This is a genomic window from Dyadobacter koreensis (assembly GCF_900108855.1).
Lineage (GTDB): Bacteria > Bacteroidota > Bacteroidia > Cytophagales > Spirosomataceae > Dyadobacter > Dyadobacter koreensis.
Genome location: NZ_FNXY01000001.1, coordinates 592,228 through 613,495 on the forward strand (window position 1 = coordinate 592,228; position 21,268 = coordinate 613,495).

Genomic DNA, 21,268 nt, shown 5'->3' on the forward strand with positions numbered 1-21,268 from the left:
GTAAGTGAGTAGTAAAGAATTTGGAATATTTTCAATAAATAAAACGAATATTTTGCGCAGACGCACCAACACCTATTAAAAAAACTATATATACCTCAAATAGTGTTATTTTGAATATCGACTGTTAGAGACACCGAATGAGCGGACAACGCTCCTGGTTAACCTTTAATCGTCGGCTGATTTGCGTCAGATCGTATTCTACCAGTCTAATATCCGCCGTAAAATACCATCACCGCAAAACGTTTGCTCCCGGCAAGAGTTTGTAAAAATGCGATGCTGAACGGCCGAGCGGTAATGAATCTCACAAAAGCGGTTTCACCTACCAGCGATGCTGTGAAAATGCTCGTACTTGCGTGTTACCGGACTGATTCCACTTTTGACTCTATTGAGCTGGTACTGCTCATTTTACCTGAATCGTTGAATAAATCAATGAAATAAATCCCGACATAACTATAATTTTGGCTCTGCTTAAACCCTTAAATACTTTCGGTCACACCTGTCTTGCTTTTGCACTTCCGGAATCGTTCACACTCCGTTACCGGCAAGTTTGTCATCCTTTTTTGATGCTTAATGGCATAGTTTCTGATCGGATCGCGCAGCAGCCGCCCGGAGATCAATGCAGCGCAATCAATGAAAAAAGGATGGTCCAATAGCCAAAGTGGTCCAACCATAATTGGGGAAGTCTGGTAACCTATGCTACAAAGCGGCGGTTCCAAGCACTCGCAATAACGAAGCAGGGTATAACGCTGCCTCTTTTCAAAGGTCAAATCATAATTTGCAGTGTGACAATCCATGCAGCATACTGGATCCGGCCAGCGGCGAAACAAGCATCATTACGCTGCCGCCGAGCACTTCATGCATGAGCTGAATTACCCTTGCATTCAAATCAAATGTCAAATCTTTCCAGGATTTTTTTAATAACCGTCAGTTTGCTTTCCGAAGCCTTCTGAGTACAATAATTCCGAAAGTTCCGGCAAGTACAGATGCGATGAGTATGCCATATTTCGCCTGATCGACCAGGTCAATATTTTCGAAAGCAAGTCCTGTGATAAACAAAGACATCGTAAAACCAACCCCGGCCAGAATTGCCACGCCTGCGATATGCGGCCATCCTGCGCCATCAGGAAGCTCGGCCACACCAAGTTTTACAAGAAGCCATGTAAACGAAAAAACGCCTACGAATTTGCCAATCAACAGCCCGGCGATAATTCCGGTGCTAACCGGATTGATCAATCCAGAAAAAAAATCAGGACCGATATGCATACCAGCATTGGCAAGGGCAAACAGCGGCATGATAACAAATGCAACCCAGGGATGAAGCGAGTACTCAATTTTTTGCAAGGGTGTTTCCGCATCCGTACTTAGCTTTTTGATCTTTTCGATCGTCTGATGTTGTTCCGGGGTCGTTAATGGCCCGTTTTGCGGAATTGCGTTTTCAAATTTGAGACTATATTTTCTCACACTTTTGACATATTCATTTTCATCGATCTTAGTTCTAGCAGGAATAGTAAAAGCCACCAGCACTCCTGCTATCGTCGCATGGACGCCCGAAAATAAAAAACCGGCCCAAACGGCAATTCCCAGCAGCAAATAAAACAACGTACCCCTTATTCCCAGCAAATTGCCCGCTATCAGAACCAACAGCAGAGCACCGGCAAGAAGAAGCGGCGCAAATGAAATATGAGCTGTGTAGAAAAAAGCAATGACCAACACAGCGCCCAAATCATCGGCCACCGCCAGCGCTGATAGAAACACTTTCACAGCAGCTGGAATATGTTTACCTGACATCGACAATAAGGCAAGGGCAAATGCAATATCGGTAGCCATAGGTATGCCCCAGCCATGTTCCGATTCCAATCCAAGATTAATCAAAAAATAGATTAACGCAGGTACAAGCATTCCGCCTAAGGCTGCAACCATGGGAAGCGATGCTTTTTTGAGCGTCGATAATTCACCGGCCATGAATTCTCTTTTCAATTCCAGACCGATCACAAAGAAGAAGATGGCCATCAAGCCATCATTAATCCAGATATGCAGTGGCTGCTTGAAAATAAAATCTGAAAACCCAACAGAAATTTTTGTTTCCCACAAATGATGATAGGAGTCTGCCCAGGGAGAATTTACCCAAGCAATGGCAATGATAACATTGATAAACAGGATGATACCACCCATAAATTCCTGGTGAATGAATTTACTGACGGGCTGTAGTATATGGTCGATCGGCGCTTTAGCCATTATATTGGATTTGGTAAATAAAATGATATTGGTAAAGATATTACCAATAAATCATTCACTGCGTCCTTCGACCATTATTTATCTCGGACTGATTGCCGATCGAAGCTCGATGACCCGTTCAACCAGCAGTGACACAACCTTTATAGCATTGCAATAAAAATTGGCAACGTGTTTGTAGCTGCGCATGGTTTTAAAAGCAAAGCCCGCAACGAAGCTGTTATGGCGGAATTGAAGACGGCTGAATTTATGGATACAGACAGCGAGAATCTCTTATTATAAATGATACCAGAAAATGCGGTACAAAATATAATAGTGTAAAGCCAAATTCAAAAAAGCGGCGCAAAAAAATAATTTGCCTGTACCGACAGGATCAGAACAAAATTAAATCATGGTTTGATTGAATTTGAGGGCTACTTTAGCTTCAATGCAACTGGATGTCAAATAGCCAGATACAACAAGGCGAAAATAGAAATGCCGTCAGAAACAGATGCATAGCACACCATTCTGACGGCACCCGGTCAACAAAAAATGGGAAAATCTATTTTGTAATTACATCAATTTCTGCGTAACCCACTGTATCGTTTTCCTGCGTGTTACGTATGGCCACCAATTTGACATAGCGCGCTTTTACAGCTGTAAACTTTTTTATTTGCCACAAAGGATTATTTCTAATATTCGAAAATTCTCCTTGGTCTACAATACTCCATTGTTTGTTATCAGAAGACACTGAAAACTGATAGTTAGTAATAATTCCGGCATTTCTATTCTGACTGGGAAGGTATCTAAATCCTTCCAGATTCTGCTGCTCACCAAGGTCGATTACGATGCTGGCAGGCATCTTCTTACTTTGGGGTTGAAACCAATCCGTATTCTTGTTTCCATCAATGATGCTGTTAACCTTATCATCGTCAACACCGAGAATGGTCCATTTTTTTCGGGCTATGTCAAACTGCTCGTCTGCCACAGGACTATTTTTTCCCGAGGCCGGATCATGGGCAATAGCCCGAACCCTTACCTTGCTTTCAGTCATAACCGGGTGAGTGTATCGCTTTGATTTATCCGTTGGCACGCTTCCATCCAGTGTGTAGAAAATCTGAGATTCTTTATCAGAAGCACCGATGGCGATCTCTCCGGTTTTAGCGCGGGTTATACTGGGAATCTCCAATAGTTGCGGGGCATTGTAAATGCTGACATTGGATATGACAGGACTTGCCTTGGCTTCGGTGATCGTAAAGCGCAGCTTCGAAGCGGTAACGGTTGGAAATGATAGTATTCGTTTATAACCAATGGTAGTTTGCTTATCGAGCTGTTCCCATTTGCCATTTACCAACGCTTCAATCGTGAAGGACTTTACCCGCTGACCCAGCTGGATGTATTCCTGAGCCAGAAACCGGTTAAAAGCCTTAGGAGCACCAAAATCTATAATTAGAGATCCCGTTTTCACATCATCGTCGGTAGTCCAGTAAGTACTTTTATCCCCATCCACTGCCTTGTCAGCTCCAAATTGCTTTGAATTTCCCCGGACGTTTGATGCACTTACCTTCATTTTTGTTGCCAGGTCTACGGCGAACGCCTCTTTTACTGCTCCAGCTAATTCCAAAGCAGCTTTTTCGTCTGTTGCATGAATTCGTCCGGTCTTGTCAATTGGAAAATTCAGGAGCATGGCACCATTCCGTCCGAATGAACTGTAGTAAACTCTAAGCAATTCGGGCAAGGTCTTCACCCGGCTATCTTCATATTCATGATAGAACCACCCTGGACGAATGGAAGTATTCACTTCGCCTGGTACCCAGGAATCGCCATTTTCCAGACCGTGTGCCAGCATATCATGAGATACCTCGCCTTTGGCATTCAGAAGACTCCAGTTGATTTCACCTACATATCCAGACTCTGTGCCAACCCATCGCAGGTCAGCCCGGTCTCCATTGTCATTCCAGATCACGATTTTCGGCTGAATTTTCCGGATCATCTTATAAGTATTTACCCAGTCGTAATAGGTAGTCCGGTCAATCTTACGGCTGGTTCTGGCTCCTCCGTAATAGCCATCACCTCCGTTGGCACCATCAAACCAAATCTCAAAAACATCGCCATACAGGGTCAGACATTCTTCAATTTGTTTACGAAATACATTTTTGACATAAGGTGCACTGCCATCGGAGTCAAGCAAACCGTAACTCGGATGATTTCTATCCCATGGTGAGATGTATATTCCCAATTTTAGTCCGTACTTTTTGCATGCTTTTGCCAGATCAGCGATGATATCACCTTTGCCATTTTTCCATGGGCTATTCTTAACGGAATATTCCGTTGTTTCAGTCGGCCAAAGGCAGAAGCCCGAATGGTGCTTTGCTGTAACGATAATACCTTTCATACCTGAATTTTTGCAAACCCTTGCCCACTGATCACAGTCCAGATTAGTCGGATTAAAGAGTTTGGCATCATCGGCCTCACCATAGCCCCATTCCTGATCAGTAAATGTATTGGTAGAAAAATGAATGAAGGCATAATATTCCATTTCCTGCCACCTTACTTGGTTCTCTGTCGGCGTAGGACCCACTGGCCTTGGAGCCTTTACCTGTGCAAGGCAGCTGCCGATCATCGATAAACAGATCAGCGCTGCATAAAAATTTACTTTAATCATATTTTTAAGTTGTATGGATTCTATACTCGGTTTAGCCAGGGACTCAAAACGCATATCCGCTTTAATGTCTGTTGCTGACTTGTATGCTCTAAGGGAATTCTCGCAATATTAAGCAATCGACCAGCTCCCCTACCGCTGCCAGTTCTAAGCAAATGCTTGCTTTTGAGATGTAACATACGCGCTGTTTTTTTCCTGATAAAGCTTGAAAGAATAATCAACCCCTGAAAGAGTTAGGGATAGATCAGCTATAACAATACGGTGCAAATCTATAATTTAATAAATTACCGTAATTGTACAAACGTGTCATGCTCTTTAACAAATCGGACTTTTATATTTAATTTTGACAAATAATCCATCAATCAGGATACGCTTTAATGGATAATACTGACTTTAAATCCACATTTTCTTTATTAAATGCTGATTATGTACAATTGAACAAAAATTGGAATTATAAGAATGTAATCAGCCCCTTTTACCGGATTTACCTTATTGACGGCGGTAACGGTTCGCTCGGGGATGCTGAGCATGCACATGTGCTGGAAAAAGGATATCTTTATCTTGTTCCCAGTTTCACCCTGTGCAATCACCACTGCTCCAAATATCTAAGCCAATTTTATGTTCATGTGCTGGAAGAAAGCGCAGATGGCTCTTCTCTTTTTTCTGCAAACAGAAAAATATATAAAATCGAATCAGTGCCTGAGGACCTTATCCGATTTCAAAAAATCCTGAATCTGAATCCGGGCAGGGATCTTAGAAACACAGACAATCCCCGGGAGTACGAAAAACAACCGACGCTCGCCGGATTTCAGAAAAGGAATAATTTAATACCGCTCTGCGACTACATCGAAACAAAAGGTCTGATCCTTGAACTGATCGCACGGTTTTTAAAACCTGGGAATTTCCAATTATCGGAAGCTAAAAAAATTCCGTCTAAGATTCTTGACTCAGTTAATTACATTCTTACACATCTGAAAGATACTATCACCGTCGAGCATTTATCGGGGCGTGCCTGTTATAACGCCAATTACTTTTCACGAGTGTTTACCAGCTACACCGGAGAACGCCCCTTGGCATACATTCAAAAAAAACGAATAGAACGGGCGCAATATTTAATTATTACTACCGATCTTGCTCTTTCAGAAATAGCTTTAGAAACCGGTTTTGACAGCCTATCCTACTTCTCCCGTATCTTCAAAAATATTACCGGGCAGACTCCAACTCAGTATAAGAAAATCAACAGCGTAGTTTGAATTGCTTATACGACGGGCAAAGAAATCAGCTCTAATAGTCTCAAATTTAAATAGTTACAGTAAAATTAAAATGATTGCCAAAGATTTAGCTCAGGATTTTGGCAGTGGATGAATAACGATATATCTTTTGCAGCACAAGTTTTGAAAATTTTTCGAATTGCTGGGCAAGCTGCCGTATTTAGCGTTATTTGAAAAATGTGACGCTGCCGGCTTTCATCAATATGAAGACATGGAATTCACCATCATCACGACGTAGAAAGCATTAAACAGATAAAATCCGTTTTGGATGGTTTGCTCCCCTATAACAATGTCAGGTAATTTTAATGCGGACAGGTCCCTTAAAATCCTTAACATCAACAGGTACTCCCTTTTGAGTTATTACTACGCTACCTTTGTTATGCAAGTCAATTGCGACCTGGAGTACATCTTTCATATGCTTACGCCAGTCTGTAGGAAATAGCAGACGTGCGATTTCAGAGGGGCAGGTACTTTTCTGAGCGCCACGATGAATGGCAGTAGAAAGAATAGTTTCTGTTATTTTCTCGTACTGTTTCATGCGTATGCTAAAATAGCTCGTTGGAAATACTACATCAAAGATCCAGATTTATTGCCGGAATTAATGGTTTAATCTTACTATTTTCCAGCTTACATCCAACCCAGGGTTATTTGCAAGGGACAGTATTTATTTAGAAATCGTGTTGTTACGCAACAACCAATCTTTCTCCACGGGATTTTCTGGCTGTTTTTTCTTGGTTAAAACCTGCTCTACTTTGTGCCCGCTTTCAGAAGCGAGCTGTTATCGGCCCCGCTCAGGACGGCTTAGCTGCGTCAATGTTTAAGAATGGTCCCCATCTTTTATTGCTACGGATGGATATTTAACTTTTTAAAGACGCGGGTAAGGCCATTTTTTCTGTATGCACTCAGTCTGATCTCGTCGCTGATTTTAATACATATTGTTACGACGCTTGATTTTCTTTTGATTGATAATTTATATGGGATCAAAAATTTATACCCGGTATTTTATGGCATCGGTAGTTTATACCTTAAGCGGATGGGTTTCGATAAAGGCTCTGATTTTTTGACTTTTACCTTCGATATGATGGAAATGAAGCTACTCTTTCTTCCGCTGGCACTCAAGATGGCAAAATACGGCAACAGGCAAAATGCGCTAAAATCAGTGCAGAAAACAAAGTGATCCGTGCAGAATTAAGAAACCTAAGGGGCACTTTGGCTCCTCATTTGATCTACAATATGATCAATGCAGAATACGCACAGGTCGAACCTGTCTCCAGGCAGTCGGAAGTGATTCTAGGGCTTGTAAGTTTGTCTACTTTTGCCATGAATAATTCTTATTTCCTCTGTAAGAGTTTGATTTTCAATAGTATTGTTTAACAAACCATTGTTTAGCCAGGTATAAAATCTGCTTCTGCTTACCTTAAAAACCACACGCATTTTCTCAACGGGAAATAATTTTCTATGATTCTTTATGAACCCGAATATTTGCCATCGCTCCTGGTGAAAATGCCGACAGCCTTTTTTTTAGGAAATCGCGTTCAAGTTGTGTATCGCGAGGTTCTTTCCTTAAAAGAGCTAATTCTTGTTCCGTTTCGCTTAAAATCACCTTTCCGTTTCCTGGGAAACTCACGTTTTGTTTAGTTGAAAATTCTCTTCGCAACGGTATAACATTGCTGCCGGAATATCTAATTCTTTCGCCAGTGCACCAAGGTCCGTGCGCTTGTTACTCAGTTCAACGCTCATCAGTTTGAACTACTTGTCAAATATTCTTCTTTTTAAAGACATATGTGTAAGGGTATAAAAGTTTCCCTTAACTTAATGTCCTCTTAAATGTAGCAGGTCCAGATCGGTGGAAATGGCGGTGACTTACTTTTTAGATTTGTTCTGTTTTCTCCATTTACCCCACCAAATATAAAATCCGGTAACCGGCAACGTGCCGCATATAAGGCTTGCAAAGAAAAATAACCATTTGGTAAACAAGCCTCCGAATGAGCCCACGTGCAGTGAAAGATTCGAACGTCTCATCCAGTTGGCAGTGGTATCATGCGCGAGTTTAGCATGCGAGGTAGAAAGTAATGCAAGCGTGTTTAAATCGAAATTCAATTCCCGCCAGGTTCCAAGGTACATATCTGTACATGCATAGATTGACTTGCTGTCTTCGCTTGGAAAATGTATACTGATCTCGCCCCTGTTAAACTCCCCGATTTCAGTCGTTACCAACTTCCAAACCAGGTCAACTTTTCCTTCTATCGTCGCAGGCACTAATTTAGGTCCAGGCTGAACAACAAAAACCTTCTGCTCATCCTGCTTTGTCCCCAAAAGCTCTAAAACTGATTTGTGAACAAATCTGAAACTCATCATCAGACCTGTGAAAGCCATAATCAGTGCAAAAGACAACGAGTAAAAACCAAGGACGTTATGCAGATCATAATTTACACGCTTAAACTTCGCAGTCCATTTGATAGTAAAGGCCTGTTTCAATTCACGAGTATTCCAGTTTTTTGGCCACCATAGCACGACTCCCGTGATTGTTAATAATAGAAATATAGCAGTACTCCAACCTACCACCTGTTTGCCAATTTTGGAAGGAAACCACAAATTACGATGACCTTCATCAATGAATTCAAATATATCTTCATGATCTTCAAGCGCGAGGACTTTTCCAGTATAAGGATTAGCAAAAATCAGTGAGTCCGAATTGTCAGGCGAAATCTTTACAGGTTTACCCTCGCCATAGTACCATAGACGGCGAATTTTCATATCCGGTAATTGTTCCAGTACTTTCGTCCGGATGACTGATGGCGGAAGTTGTTCCCCGTGCGCAGCAACTTCTACATCCCACCAGGCGCGGGTCATTTCCACTATTTCTCTTTCGAAAACTAATATACAACCAGTCAGGCTGATGATGATCACCGGAATACCTGCTGCAATACCAATCCATAAATGAAACCAGTCGTTAAACCTTCTTAGCCATAATGGCTTTGATTTGGCAGCTACGGTCTGTTTTTCTTTAAGCAATGCAGGCTTTTCCATGGTGATTGAGATAGCAGTAAAAAATTGTAATTGTGCTCCTGATGGAAGAAGAGCACACTTACATGACCCAAGTCGGTTAGTTTAACTTATCGATACGGGAGAAAGATGTGTAACCTCCCTCGAGCCGAAGTCCTTGCGTCACTTTATCGGTAGCCGCATCATAGATCCAGATATAGTCCTTCCCGGTTCCCGACAATGCAGCGATGTAAGCTTTTCCGTCTTCGACATATACATTTCTTTCGCTGGACGCAGCCTCCGGTACCTCTGTCAGTTTCCTTATTTCTTTTCCGGTAGTGATATTGATAATCGAGAATCTTGTCTTAGCATTAACATCAGCGCTGGTCATATACTTGATAATTGCTTTGCCATTACCCAGATTCATGAACAAACCAGAGGATGGTACAAATCCGATTTCAGCCTCAACGTCCATATAATAGGTCGGGTCCAGTATATCAGCTCCTTTTTTGATACGGTAAATACTTTTCTTTGTATTAACGCCATCGGCAATCCCGTTCCAGCTGGTAATAAAATACATATCACCCGCCTCGTCAACAAACGAAGTAGCGTAGTATCCTGAGGTGTTACCCAAACCAGCCGTCCGCGTATCCACAGATGTTTTTGTAACTGCAAAATCCGGATAGGAAACTGCCAGGGTGTTAAGCTGTTTATACAAAGTGTAATCCGAACCGTTATAATGGATAACAGAGAAGAACAATTTGCCATCCTTGTACTGGATGTCGCCACCAACCCGGGTTAACGGATGACTTTCAGGTGCCGTTGGTAAGCCGCTTACCGAACCGCTTCTGGTCACGGTCATGTCATTGGTGTTAATGATGGCATAGTTTACCGCTTTTCCGCCTGTTACGCCACCGACCATTACGAGTGTATTATCATCGATCCAGGTATGACCGGCCAAGGACAACATGTATGTAAATGGAAACTCTTTCACAACCGTAGCTTTACCATTTTCGATTTTGTATTTGCCAAATTTAGCCTCAGTGGTATTGTAAAAATAATAAAACCCACCTTTTGTAATTACTGAATTGTTTAGAACGGTGGTGACATCAATACCATTACCCTCCAGCTTAAAAGATCCTTCGGTAAGACTGCTGACACCCATAATATAATAATTCGTATTTGGCCAGCTGCCCAGCTGTGCCCAAACGGCAAAAGATGAAGGCTCCGTTTCCGGAGTTTCCGTTACCGGACTATCGTCACTGCATGAAATAAAAGTGGCGGCGATCGCGATGGCTCCAAGGAGGAACTTATTGAATTTAAACATATTGATTAGAGATTATCGAAAATGTATCGGTTAAATAATAAAAAAACGAAGCTTAAAAAAGATAGCCCTGCCGGGTTTCTGTAAACGGAAATTGTCGTAAACCAACTGGTCTGTAAGATTTCTACATTCCAAGGAAGCATTGTAACGCCCCTTCGCCATAGAATAAGACAGCATCACGTTATGGACTAACTGTTTTGGAATCGTTGCGAGCGAATTTGCGGTAGCAAAACCTTCCCATGACCGGTAATAATAATGTGTGTATTGGGTACTCCACGTAAATTGCAGTCGACCACTTCCGGCATACCGAAGATTTTTGCCCACACCAAGATCCAGATTTCCGAATAACCACGGTTGATTGGGTATCCTGTTTTTATAGGTCGCAGATACTGCCCCGTTACCGCTATTGTTTACAAAGCGGGTATTGTCCAGCGCCTGTTGATAGGTAACATTAAGAAGAGCATTGAACAAATTACCATAATTGTATCTGGCCTCCGCATCAAAACCTTTCACAAGTACATTGGAAAGATTCTGGTATTGCAGCTGATTGTTATCATATTGATTTGCATAAATGAATCCTTTGGCACTCCGGTAAAATGCTGATGCCTCAACGAACCACTCCTGCCGGCCGTTATTACCACCATAGAATCCGCCCATGTTAACATTATCGCTTGCTTCAGGTTTCAATGTCATGTTGTTCAATACCTGATAACCATCGCCATAAACTTCATTTACATCCTGCAAACGATAGGTATGTTCGTATGAAGCTTTTACGCCGCTGTTATTATTGAGCTTGTAAACCGATGCCCAGCCATACCCGAAATAGTTTTGAAAATCCCGCAGCACCACCGTTTTGGACAAACTATAATCATACTGTTTCTTATTGAGGGCTATACCGTAGTATTTGCTCATAAAAGTATTCGTCCATTTCGGAGTGAGTTTCATTTGATATGCCAGACCAATGATGTGTTTCCCTAATTTTCCCGGCATATCATCCCTGGAAGAAGACAACGAATTATAAGTTTGATTTTCTACCTGATCAAAAGTATAGTTCAGATTCAGATCATGATTTTCGGCCAGATTATAGTTTCCGTTGAATCTTGTAAACAACCTCGGGCGGTTCACCTGTGTCATACGGAAACTTCCTGTCTCCGGGTTGCCGGGAACATAAGAACCGTCCCAGCTATATTTTCTCAGCGTAGTATCCGACAATACATATTGGTCATAAGAATAGGTACCGTATAGCCCTATACTTAATCTGTTATTAAGAAGGCTATCTTTTTTATAGCGTAGACTTACGTTTTTTCCGGTACCATCTTTCACTACACCCCCGTATATAATACTTTGACGAACACCCGTTTGCACCTGCTTGTCATAGGTAGTGTATCCAAATCCTAAAAAGAGTAAATCGGCCCATTTTTTATTGACAAGTCCAATTTCCAACTGTCCCATCAGAGATTTATATCGGTCATGAAACCGGCGAAAATCCCTTGTGACATACTCGTATTTTTCCCCGTCCCATATTTCCACCCCTTTCATGAGGTAGTTATTTTTCGAATAATTAAAGAAAGTACTTGCTTTTAAAACCAATCCGGCCGGTTTGTAGACGTATTGACCGGTAAGCGCTGACTGATGTGTTTGGAAAGACCCGTAGCTGTGGCTGACGTCAAGGTAACTATCCAGCGACTTATTCGTAATAATATTCACAGATCCGCCCAATGCGTCAGAACCAAGTTCTACAGGAGCCACGCCCTTATAGACTTCAATGCGTTGCGCCAGGTTAATGGGTATATTATTAAGGTTCATGGCACTACCCAGCACATCAAGCGGCACGCCATCCAGGAAAAGTTTTACCGATTTACCTGATAAGCCGTTAATAGAAAATTCAAAATCAGAACCAACGCCTCCCTGTTCCCGCATTTTTATACCCGTGGACCGGTTCAGCACCTGCCCAAGATCGGCCGTTGTATTTGCTAATTTCCGGGTATCAATTGCGTTAACCGAGAATCCCTGTTCTCTCAACTCCTGTGCCTCACCTTTCCCATGAACCGTCACTTCATTCATCTCTTTTACATTTGATTTTAAAAGAAATGTAATGTTTGATTCTTGTCCTGCTGCTAAATTTACTACTTGGGTCTGGCTTATAAATCCCACGGCAGAAATCTCTATTGTATAAGATCCGGCCTTTTTTAGCCCGATTCTAAAAAATCCTTTTTCGTCGGCAGTGACCCCGGTGGACGTACCTTTGATAACAATACTGGCACCGGCCAGCAACCCACCACTTTCTTCTTTGATTGTTCCGGTCAGGAAAGTTCCACTTTGGCCATAAGCGCAGATAGACCAAATAATTAAAAATAATGGAAGGCTTTTTCGTAAAATTTGAGATCGATACATTGTGTTAGCTCATTACCTGATACAGTAATGACATTCCCGTTTCGGTTTGTCACACCTAAAACAAGTTGCACAACACAATACTTTCGGAACCTTGGTGTAGAAAAAAATATCTATTTATTTTCTAAATGAATATATAACCCAGAACATCAAATAGTTATCCGTGCAATTTTTCTAAACGAAAAATATAGTCCACCTTACCTTCGAGCTTCAAACCCTTTTTTAAAGATTGACTTTTAGGATTATACACCCAAATATAATTCCCCTCGGTGTCTGAATTAATTGAAATATAAACTAAGCCGTTTTCGACAAGTACGCAAGAGCGCGAAGTTCCTTTGTCTAACGGAAGATCTAACTTATGCAAGGTTTTGGTTTGAAGATCAACTTCGAAAAAATCGATATGCGGTACTAAATAATGTTCTTCAAATGTTTTAAACAACCCTTGCCGCTCGCTTCTTACAATGGCCTTATTATTTCCAATATACCACATTCCGTATGCATGATTGTCAATCGGCGATGCTGAAATGTTAAAAAAATAACTGCTGTCGGGTTTGTTTTCATTGGCCTTAATCCGGTAAATAGCCGTAGGCTGTCCAGGGTTTGCGCCCCTGGCAATACCCGGGCACGCCATATAATAAAAATCATCTTGGTCATCCCTGAAAGTATTCTGCTGGGCTGTATTGACATTTCCCGGATATGCCGATCTTGGATCTTTAAAAATTTGCTTTAAGGACAAAGCCGGATAATCCAAGCTGGCTACATATACGGTGTCACTGGATCCATAACCTTGTGTCGGACTACTATAATGATACGAATAACCGAGCCATAGCTGATTATTACGAAACTCAGAAAATCCAACGGTCATATTGTTGAAAGGGAGAAAAGGTGCCGGCAGAGGCAAAACGCCTGTGCTGGCTTTCATTGTACGCGTATTGATGCGTGCATAACGGGGAGACTTCCTTTCGCCTGGCCAGGAAATGATCAGGAGTGAATCCGGATGATACCAGTTATAATTTTCAAGAAACTTCATGCCCGGTACTGATACAGAATCAATGGCTGTGAATTTGTTGTCTTTAACCTGATTACGAATGAGATATTCAGTTTTGCGATTGATAAAAAAGTAATTCCCGTCTTTTACCATCATATAGTACCATATCCTGGGCGGTGCAAGCACTGGCGCTCCGTTTTTAATCGGATAGGCCACTCCGCCATCAAGCGTATCAGTCTGAATAATATACTGAACATTATCTTTCGACATGACCATGATGCTATACTTTTTTTTGTTTTCCGAAGTCTGCCCGGAACAACCGAGTAACATCAATAACATGCTACAAAAAGCACAGAAAGACAATAAATTCCTGTTAATGAAAGATTTAGTAAGGTTTCTATATATCAAACTGGTCCGAAAGTTCGTATTTAAGTAATGGTGGTAATTCGAAAATAAGATTTTCGTTCATGATCACAAGTTGATCGGATTCTTGATTTTTGTAGTTCAAAGCAAAATACGTCTCCCCTTTCTTAAATTCTATTCCCTTAGATGATGGCTTATCCCCCGAACATATATCATTAAACGACAGTGATATATCTTTTTTGGGACTGATCTTAATGACTCCGCAAAAATCTACAAGCCTCTTATCAGAATCAAAACTTGCCTTGCTTTTATCACCCAAAACAATATTAAAATCCTTATTCCATATTTCCTGCTTCTGTTGCCCGAGTTGTTTTGTCGGTGTTTTAATAAGAGCAGACTCACCTTGTTTATTTATATCAAAACTGTAGAGTAAAACAACTGAAATTACTAACAATATAGAAACCGAAGCTGCTGCTGCTATCCATTTGAAATTTTGTTGAAATAAATTTAATACACATTCCTTGTTTTTGGAAGGTAAAACTGCGGAAACCTCATCCCAGATTTCTGCCTTAATCTGCTTTTCTGATTCTTCTGAAATCTCTACTTCATCTTCGTAATCATCGTTCAATAGCCATTGCTCAATAGCGCTAATTTCAGAAGCAGAACACTCCTTCCTATTAAACTTTTCAATCAGTTCCGTGGTAACTTTCATTTGATAAGAGTCTTGGAAACAAATTTAGCAGAAATTAAGGTAATCCAGATTACATCAAAGCGAAAATCCCTCCAGACGCAGTCTTAAAATACTTACAGCCTTAGCAATATGATGACCCACTGCCCGTTCGGAAATAAGTAGTATCGACGCTATTTCCTTGTTGGAAAGCTCCTTCTCTCTGCTCATTTTAAAAACCTCTTTACATTTGGGTGGTAGCGCTTCTATGAGAGGTAATAATGTATCGAGCAAATTACTATGGATGATTTCACTCTCCATATCGTTGCTGAAAGAAGTTTGTTTCAAGGCAATAGCCTCGTGATGTTTTGACCGTATACTTTGGTTACGCAGATATTCGAGCGTTTTAAGTTTTGCAGAACGTATAAGATAATGATCGATCTGCTGGATTACCTCGATACTTTCCCTTCTTTCCCACAGCGATTTAAACACTTCTTGTACAATGCCTTTTGCCAAATCAGAGTCATTGAGTTTGGCCATAGAAATGCTGTAAACCTTTTTCCAGTAACTATTGTAAATTTCTGTAAAACTGGCTTCGTCGATTCTCACTAAGGACTTAATTGAACTTACCTCTGGCATAGCGTAACTCTTGTTGAGACAAAAATACCATATAATAGAAATAGTCCAAATAAGATTTAACAATATTTAATCTTGTTGGGGGCATTTTCGCTGACTTTTTTCTTGCTTCTATTTGGCTTTTCCGTAACGGATTCCAAAAGTGTACTATCAGGAGCAAATTCCAACGAAGACCTTTCAATAACTTTGTCGCATTCTTGAAGCGCTTTTTCATATAATCTGTAAAAATCCATTGATGCGCTAAGTTCGAAAAGCAGTTCATCGCGCCACCAACCTTGCAGTGAATCAGCGATTTCCTCCTTTGACTTTTTCATCCGAATATCAACAAGAGGTGCCAGATAATGTGGATCCCTATTTCCAGATAAAATAGCATCAATGATTGCCAGACCAGATTTTCCCGTAATATCCCGAATAGCCACATCTAAACTGACGCTCATTAGCCGAAGCGACTTTTGCATCTTGTGCGTATACTTTGCAATTTGTTCAATTAAATGCTGCCGATGGTAATAATAGGTACGAAGTTCCTGAAGCACATCACTGAGTAAAAAGCACCTGACAATAAACCCAGCGAATGTAGTTTCTGAATCTAAATGCAATCAATTACATCTGTTTTACGCCCTTGCACGTTCTTAGTTTGGCTTCCTCCATCTAACAGAACGTTAAAACCGGCTTTTTGAAGCGCACTGAATAGGGTCTGCCAATAAGTGCCTGTGCTTTCCATTGTAACTGAGGAGATACCATGATTTTAAAGATGTTGGATCAGCTGCTCGTGATCTATAGTGTAAATCCCAAATGTGCGGACATTATCTTGGTTTTGATCCACCGCGACCAGATGACTTCGAGAACCGACATCAATTCCTGCAACATTGAAATTAATTACCTGAAGTGGTAGTGATTTTCTTTCCTTCGCATTTCGTGTTACGGTACTTACTAATGAAATAGCTTCATGGAAATGTTTCTGTGGATTAAGATTTTTCTGTGCGGGATTCTCAGTGAGATCACCAATTAATTTAACAAATGTCTTTGCAATAATAGAGACATAATACATTTTAGCCCAGATTTCAGGAAGGACTTTAAGGTACCATTTAGCTTAGGAGCTTTTTTATGTAGCTAATATAAGATAACAAATTATCGAATCACTTTTTCAGTTGTCATTCTTATTCAACGGAATTTATGCAGTCTAGTAATATCAGGACAATACACATTGAGTTCGGTGGATAAAACGACAAATTCCAACTAACACAAACAGCAAATGTATCGAAAATTTGTAAGTACCCCTTTTGCCATCTTTTTCCCAGTACGTGGCAAATACGTCATCGCGTCCTTTGAAAAGCGACTTGCATATATCCAGCTTTTGTTGAACCGTATTCATCTTCCTTTTTGTATTAAGACGTCTTTTTACAATGAAGTCGATATTCTCATTACAAATACCAAATGTTACAACCGGAAAGCCGGTGCCATCATTGTCTGTTCAGCTCTTGAAATTCCTATTTCACCTGCCCGTTTTTGCCATTGTGAAACGGATGATTTGACCTGATCTATAATTTGGTCCATCTGTTTCTCTCCCAGCCTGAAATACACCCCAACCTGTTTTGCTATTTCCATATCAAGTCGATTGTCTTCCATGTCAATATTGATTGCAAGGCCATCTTTGTCAATGGATGGATTAATGTCAAAAGCGGGAGACAGGCGCCACCCTTTGGCAGTCAGAATGAATCCATGATTTCTCAGGTGATCATCGGTATTGGATATTGTTATATTAAATACCATTCGCCGCCAGAGCTGACTAAGATCTTCGTCTACACTACTTCCGGAAAATTGTATAAATTCAACCATATCCAGGTACGACGGCGCATCGTCCCGGATCAAGTCTTCATTTTTTCCAGTCATTGTCATGGCAGAGGCAAAGTGGACTCGTGCCTGCCTGTCACGATCAAAACGTTTGGTAAAAAAAGTATGGTACTGGCCGGCGACATGCTCCAATTTACTTTCAGCCATCTCTATACCTGCATTATCCGCCAGCTGGTAAGCGAGATATTCCCATGCAGCTTTGTCGGTGCTGTCATTTTTTGAAGGGAATTTAGCAATCCAGGGCTGCCCGTACTCATCTAGAATGTTAGCCTTAGGCCTGGCTCCTCCCAAAGAAGATCCCGGAGCCATCAGCATTGCCAGCCATTTTCTGACCTCTGCGGTGTCTTCGTTGGACTCGATCAGGGATGCTCCATGTTGCAATTCACGTATTGTGGCCCAGGGGGGAGTGGGTGACACCGGATCGTTGTCAAGAAAAGGTCCTTGTGGATCAAGTTTAAAACGCAAAGCTCCCATGCGGCTTTCATCATGAACGCCCAGAAGAAAATCAATGTCATACAATGTCTTCGATGTATTGCCTTTTTCTTTGGCCTGAATAGAGGCTCTTCTTTTCATCAGGGTACGTCCCCAGGTATCTGGCATTGAATCAAGAAATACACCGAAATTTTCTTTCTGATTTGGATATTGAGCGCCACCAAACCAGGCAATGTCCGGATCCAAAAGCAGTTGTTCATTGGACTGTATCCAATCAGGATCGTATGTGAAACTAAAAGATTTTCTTCCTTTCGCTTGCTGGGCAGCCAGTATACCGATACATTTTGGACCAGACATTCCTATCCAGTCGGCATAAACCCAGATGTCTGTCTTATCTGCCATACTATTATGATTTGCCGATCAATTCCAAATCTTGCAATTTTCGTCCAAAAGTATCGTCAGCGGCTAATTTCAAAAAATCATCCTGTAATCCAAGAACCCTCAGCACATTGAAATACGCGCCCAATGATACACTTGGGTTGCCCTTTTCGATATGATATAATGTAGTCCTGTCAATACCAGCTCTTTCAGCAACCTGTATTGTCGTAAGTTTGCGCCTCTTCCGTGCCAGTTTAATATTCTCCCCTAACTGTCCAAGGATTTGTGCAAATCTGGGTAGTAGGATCTGTTTTCTGTTCATAAATGTTGTTTATAATCAACAATAATAACATAATTGTTGATTATAAACAACATTTAAAGAAATTATTTGACGTTCACTAACCTCCCCATAACGTCAACATTTATAAATTGAAGTAATCATCCTAGATTAAATGTCCTTTCGACCAAGTGGAAAAAATTATCATTTGAAAGATACCAGCTACAATCATAAATAATATCAATTGTTTATGCTATCAGCTTAACTATTTTTTCTAAATCTTTCTAAAAAATGGTTCGACAACTGTTCCGGGAGGGGTACTAAGCCGAACTCTTGTAAGAAATCACTTAAATTTCGGCTTATTTATTGATCTAAGTCACTGTTTATCTGAAAGATAAGAGTCGCAGCTTCAATGATTTTTGTGGTTCGATATTCATTTTCTGAAAACACCAGTTTTTCAGGATTTATCGAACCAATGATCTCACGCTTCTGATTTGTATCTGATCTTGTAAATACAAGGTCAGTAGTCGAAAGTGCGCTCAGTGCCTTATCCAGCATCTTTTCAAGATTTACAGGGCTTCCGACGCTGGTTATCATCTCCGTTAGCCGAGCTTCCAAACGCACAAGCTTTTCCTCTATTTCTGCTTTTATCGTACCGTAGTCCATTGGATCAATATCCTACAAAATCTGCAAAGAAAATCCAGTACGGGACAAACCAAAAGCTTTATTTACGACAATACAATTTAATCTAAGTACATCCTTTACAAGAACTGCAATGAAGAAATTGCATACAGACTTAATTTACCTGTAAAACCTTGCGTACCATTTCTATCTGCTCTGTAGTCACATTATTTTTGTTATAGGTCAGGTAGATGGTATTCGGTGTCGGGTTTTTGCCCTTCCATATTTCTTTCAACTGCTTTTGTTCCAATTAGTCTTTCACAAGGTAATCCGATGCAATAGTAATATCTCTACCACAACTGATGCCCTTTATGATGGAATTGAAGTCGGAATGATAAAACGGGGTTTTATTGCCGGACGCTTCTTAAAATTTTCCAGCCAGAACCGCCTTATGATGGCGAGATCGCTACTGTATGCGTACCATTCCAGTTCGAAAGCAGGCGTTCAGCCTTATCCATATTGCCTTCAGTAATATACCTATGCAATGTTTTAGTATCGAAGTCAGGATGACCCACAAGCAAAAAGTTCTCCTGAATGATCGGCGGTATGAGAAAGACCAGCGTACTGCTGATATTATGTGGTATTTCACCGTTATTGCCATTATGATCGCTTATATGGGGCTGTTCGGCCTTTCAACTTTCTCAGCTAGGCAATGGACAAGGGAAATCGGTGTACGAAAGGTGCTGGGGGCCCCGGTTGCAGGAATGCTACCAAAAGAATTTCTGATCTTAATTTTACTAGCAATTTTGATTGCTTCCCGGCTTGCGTGGTTTGGCATGCAACGCTGGCTTGAGGGTTTTGCATATAAAATTGAAATTAAATGGTGGGTCTTCGCTCTATCTGGATTACTGACAATGGTAGTGTCAATCTTAACTGTATCGTGGCAAAGTATTAAAGCAGCTTTGATGGATACGGTTAGAAGTTTAAGAAGTTATTAAAACTTCACGATTTTACAGTTGACATAAATCCTTCGGGTGACAGACTTGAAGAATTTATCGGATCTGAGGGCCATTTTGACTTTACGAATTGTCCAGTTTTGTTGGCTTTACGATGGAATCATCATCCAGGCCTCTCAAAAATCCTTGGTATCTGCATTCGGACAGTTCACTTATGCGCAGCCGAAGATTTCAGCCAGTAGTCTGGACTGTCTCTGTCAGGCTGTGCAGATAAAGCTGCTTAAAATCCGGCTCACATCCCTCATTCGTAGCGCGACTGTGGGGGTAGCAAGAATGGCTACCGCAGCTTTTAAAGTCCTTGCCGGAAAGATGCCGGAGACAGGCCAGTTTTTTGTTTAAAAAGCTTATTGAACGATTGTGGATGTTCAAAACCCAATTGATAAGCCACCTCCGCGGTTGTCAGCGGCTGGCTGCCCAGCAATTCTTTTGCCTTCTCAACCAGATGAAGGTGAATATGCTCCTGAGTGGTTTTCCCCGTCAAAGATTTGAGCATATCAGATAAATAGCGCTGCGAAACTTTTAAATGTGTTGCTATTTCCCGGGTGGTCGGTAATCCGCTAGTAAGTGCCTGCTGATTTGCAGAACGAACGTTTAAATACAGATTCATCTGATCAATCAAATTGTGATGTAGTACATGACGCGTCAGGAATTGACGGTTGTAAAAACGATTGCAATGATTTAACAGCAACTCGATCTGCGACACGAGTACGTCCTGACTGAAACGGTCAATATTATGTTCCAGCTCAATCCGGACAGATTCGAACAACGCGGAAATTATTTGTTTTTCCTTTTCTGAAAGAAACAATGCCTCTGAAACGGAATACGAAAAGAATCCATACTGATGAATGCTCTTACCAAGCGGATACCGAAACAGCAGATCCGGATGAAAATACAAGGCATACCCCTCGTGCTCATCAAGGTCTGCTGATAATTCGACCAACTGGTTTGGCGCGACAAATGCGATGCCTCCTTCCTGAAAATCATAGGTACCAGGCCCGTATTTTGCCCGCCCGCTAAACTTGGATTTGAACGCGATCTTATAAAAATGCAGTAAATATGGGCTTCCCGCGTCGCTGATGTCTGGTTTGGTCTGGTCATAATGCACAAGGGCAACAAGCGGATGCAGCGGCTTGGGTAAATCAAGCCGCTGCATTAATGAAGAAATATTGTCAAAAACGATTGGTAACATGGCTTA

Annotated in this window: 18 protein-coding genes; 3 read left to right on the forward strand and 15 right to left on the reverse strand. The window is 41.2% G+C overall.

Annotated elements, in window-relative coordinates; genetic code table 11:
• The first annotated feature begins 294 nt into the window (after positions 1–294).
• Positions 295–438, forward strand: coding sequence for a hypothetical protein (locus BMY70_RS30780; protein ID WP_177196939.1), 144 nt, complete (start codon positions 295–297; stop codon positions 436–438).
• 486 nt (positions 439–924) lie between these two features.
• On the opposite strand, the gene nhaA is transcribed toward BMY70_RS30780, so the two are convergent.
• Both nhaA and BMY70_RS02440 read right to left on the reverse strand, forming a co-directional pair.
• Positions 925–2,235 carry a Na+/H+ antiporter NhaA gene (nhaA, locus tag BMY70_RS02435; protein ID WP_090331592.1) on the reverse strand — a complete coding sequence of 437 codons (1,311 nt, stop codon included), beginning with the start codon at positions 2,233–2,235 and terminating at the stop codon, positions 925–927.
• A 538-nt stretch (positions 2,236–2,773) separates the two neighbouring features.
• Positions 2,774–4,876 carry an alpha-L-fucosidase gene (locus BMY70_RS02440; protein WP_090331594.1) on the reverse strand — a complete coding sequence of 701 codons (2,103 nt, stop codon included), beginning with the start codon at positions 4,874–4,876 and terminating at the stop codon, positions 2,774–2,776.
• 374 nt (positions 4,877–5,250) lie between these two features.
• Here BMY70_RS02440 and BMY70_RS02445 point away from each other — a divergent pair, with 374 nt between their 5' ends.
• The gene (locus tag BMY70_RS02445; RefSeq protein ID WP_090331598.1) at positions 5,251–6,126 is read left to right on the forward strand and encodes a helix-turn-helix domain-containing protein; all 876 of its coding nucleotides are present in this window, start codon (positions 5,251–5,253) and stop codon (positions 6,124–6,126) included.
• A gap of 310 nt (positions 6,127–6,436) precedes the next feature.
• On the opposite strand, the gene BMY70_RS02450 is transcribed toward BMY70_RS02445, so the two are convergent.
• The 12 genes from BMY70_RS02450 to BMY70_RS02510 form a co-directional block, all read right to left on the reverse strand.
• A complete protein-coding gene (locus BMY70_RS02450) occupies positions 6,437–6,682 on the reverse strand; it encodes a DUF3253 domain-containing protein (RefSeq protein WP_090331600.1) in 246 nt (81 codons plus the stop codon).
• Between the two features lie 1,325 nt (positions 6,683–8,007).
• Positions 8,008–9,174, reverse strand: a complete 1,167-nt coding sequence (locus BMY70_RS02460) for a PepSY-associated TM helix domain-containing protein (RefSeq protein WP_090331604.1) — start codon at positions 9,172–9,174, stop codon at positions 8,008–8,010.
• A gap of 76 nt (positions 9,175–9,250) precedes the next feature.
• On the reverse strand, positions 9,251–10,456 hold the full coding sequence (locus tag BMY70_RS02465) for a DUF4374 domain-containing protein (protein WP_090331606.1): 1,206 nt from the start codon (positions 10,454–10,456) through the stop codon (positions 9,251–9,253).
• A gap of 30 nt (positions 10,457–10,486) precedes the next feature.
• The gene (locus tag BMY70_RS02470) at positions 10,487–12,847 is read right to left on the reverse strand and encodes a TonB-dependent receptor (RefSeq protein ID WP_090331608.1); all 2,361 of its coding nucleotides are present in this window, start codon (positions 12,845–12,847) and stop codon (positions 10,487–10,489) included.
• A gap of 154 nt (positions 12,848–13,001) precedes the next feature.
• Positions 13,002–14,108: a DUF4374 domain-containing protein gene (locus tag BMY70_RS02475; protein WP_177196940.1), complete on the reverse strand. Its 1,107-nt coding sequence runs from the start codon at positions 14,106–14,108 to the stop codon at positions 13,002–13,004.
• Positions 14,109–14,229: 121 nt separating this feature from the next.
• On the reverse strand, positions 14,230–14,907 hold the full coding sequence (locus BMY70_RS02480) for a hypothetical protein (protein WP_090331612.1): 678 nt from the start codon (positions 14,905–14,907) through the stop codon (positions 14,230–14,232).
• A 54-nt stretch (positions 14,908–14,961) separates the two neighbouring features.
• On the reverse strand, positions 14,962–15,501 hold the full coding sequence (locus tag BMY70_RS02485) for an RNA polymerase sigma-70 factor (RefSeq protein WP_090332592.1): 540 nt from the start codon (positions 15,499–15,501) through the stop codon (positions 14,962–14,964).
• Positions 15,502–15,557: 56 nt separating this feature from the next.
• Positions 15,558–16,094 (reverse strand): hypothetical protein, encoded by a 537-nt coding sequence (locus BMY70_RS02490; RefSeq protein ID WP_177196941.1) that lies wholly within the window; start codon positions 16,092–16,094, stop codon positions 15,558–15,560.
• A gap of 149 nt (positions 16,095–16,243) precedes the next feature.
• Positions 16,244–16,546 (reverse strand): hypothetical protein, encoded by a 303-nt coding sequence (locus tag BMY70_RS02495; protein ID WP_090331616.1) that lies wholly within the window; start codon positions 16,544–16,546, stop codon positions 16,244–16,246.
• A 389-nt stretch (positions 16,547–16,935) separates the two neighbouring features.
• A complete protein-coding gene (locus tag BMY70_RS02500) occupies positions 16,936–18,183 on the reverse strand; it encodes a type II toxin-antitoxin system HipA family toxin (RefSeq protein ID WP_090331618.1) in 1,248 nt (415 codons plus the stop codon).
• A 4-nt stretch (positions 18,184–18,187) separates the two neighbouring features.
• The gene (locus BMY70_RS02505; protein ID WP_090331620.1) at positions 18,188–18,481 is read right to left on the reverse strand and encodes a helix-turn-helix domain-containing protein; all 294 of its coding nucleotides are present in this window, start codon (positions 18,479–18,481) and stop codon (positions 18,188–18,190) included.
• Positions 18,482–18,799: 318 nt separating this feature from the next.
• Positions 18,800–19,102, reverse strand: coding sequence for a hypothetical protein (locus BMY70_RS02510; protein ID WP_090331622.1), 303 nt, complete (start codon positions 19,100–19,102; stop codon positions 18,800–18,802).
• A gap of 428 nt (positions 19,103–19,530) precedes the next feature.
• On the opposite strand from BMY70_RS02510, the gene BMY70_RS02515 reads away from it, so the two are divergent.
• Positions 19,531–20,055: an ABC transporter permease gene (locus BMY70_RS02515; RefSeq protein WP_090331624.1), complete on the forward strand. Its 525-nt coding sequence runs from the start codon at positions 19,531–19,533 to the stop codon at positions 20,053–20,055.
• A gap of 307 nt (positions 20,056–20,362) precedes the next feature.
• Here BMY70_RS02515 and BMY70_RS02520 read toward each other — a convergent pair whose 3' ends face one another.
• Positions 20,363–21,262 (reverse strand): helix-turn-helix domain-containing protein, encoded by a 900-nt coding sequence (locus BMY70_RS02520; RefSeq protein WP_229209444.1) that lies wholly within the window; start codon positions 21,260–21,262, stop codon positions 20,363–20,365.
• Positions 21,263–21,268: the final 6 nt, after the last annotated feature.

Bases quoted from the DNA above. Each gene is read 5' to 3' on its own strand.
- BMY70_RS02505 (WP_090331620.1), bottom strand. From the start codon at position 18,481: ATGAACAGAAAACAGATCCTACTACCCAGATTTGCACAAATCCTTGGA.
- BMY70_RS02500 (WP_090331618.1), bottom strand. From the start codon at position 18,183: ATGGCAGATAAGACAGACATCTGGGTTTATGCCGACTGGATAGGAATG.
- BMY70_RS02440 (WP_090331594.1), bottom strand. From the start codon at position 4,876: ATGATTAAAGTAAATTTTTATGCAGCGCTGATCTGTTTATCGATGATC.
- BMY70_RS02460 (WP_090331604.1), bottom strand. From the start codon at position 9,174: ATGGAAAAGCCTGCATTGCTTAAAGAAAAACAGACCGTAGCTGCCAAA.
- BMY70_RS02470 (WP_090331608.1), bottom strand. From the start codon at position 12,847: ATGTATCGATCTCAAATTTTACGAAAAAGCCTTCCATTATTTTTAATT.
- BMY70_RS02515 (WP_090331624.1), top strand. From the start codon at position 19,531: ATGCGTACCATTCCAGTTCGAAAGCAGGCGTTCAGCCTTATCCATATT.
- BMY70_RS02510 (WP_090331622.1), bottom strand. From the start codon at position 19,102: ATGGACTACGGTACGATAAAAGCAGAAATAGAGGAAAAGCTTGTGCGT.
- BMY70_RS02475 (WP_177196940.1), bottom strand. From the start codon at position 14,108: ATGGTCATGTCGAAAGATAATGTTCAGTATATTATTCAGACTGATACG.
- BMY70_RS02480 (WP_090331612.1), bottom strand. From the start codon at position 14,907: ATGAAAGTTACCACGGAACTGATTGAAAAGTTTAATAGGAAGGAGTGT.
- BMY70_RS02445 (WP_090331598.1), top strand. From the start codon at position 5,251: ATGGATAATACTGACTTTAAATCCACATTTTCTTTATTAAATGCTGAT.
- BMY70_RS30780 (WP_177196939.1), top strand. From the start codon at position 295: ATGAATCTCACAAAAGCGGTTTCACCTACCAGCGATGCTGTGAAAATG.
- nhaA (WP_090331592.1), bottom strand. From the start codon at position 2,235: ATGGCTAAAGCGCCGATCGACCATATACTACAGCCCGTCAGTAAATTC.
- BMY70_RS02465 (WP_090331606.1), bottom strand. From the start codon at position 10,456: ATGTTTAAATTCAATAAGTTCCTCCTTGGAGCCATCGCGATCGCCGCC.
- BMY70_RS02520 (WP_229209444.1), bottom strand. From the start codon at position 21,262: ATGTTACCAATCGTTTTTGACAATATTTCTTCATTAATGCAGCGGCTT.
- BMY70_RS02485 (WP_090332592.1), bottom strand. From the start codon at position 15,501: ATGCCAGAGGTAAGTTCAATTAAGTCCTTAGTGAGAATCGACGAAGCC.
- BMY70_RS02450 (WP_090331600.1), bottom strand. From the start codon at position 6,682: ATGAAACAGTACGAGAAAATAACAGAAACTATTCTTTCTACTGCCATT.
- BMY70_RS02495 (WP_090331616.1), bottom strand. From the start codon at position 16,546: ATGTATTATGTCTCTATTATTGCAAAGACATTTGTTAAATTAATTGGT.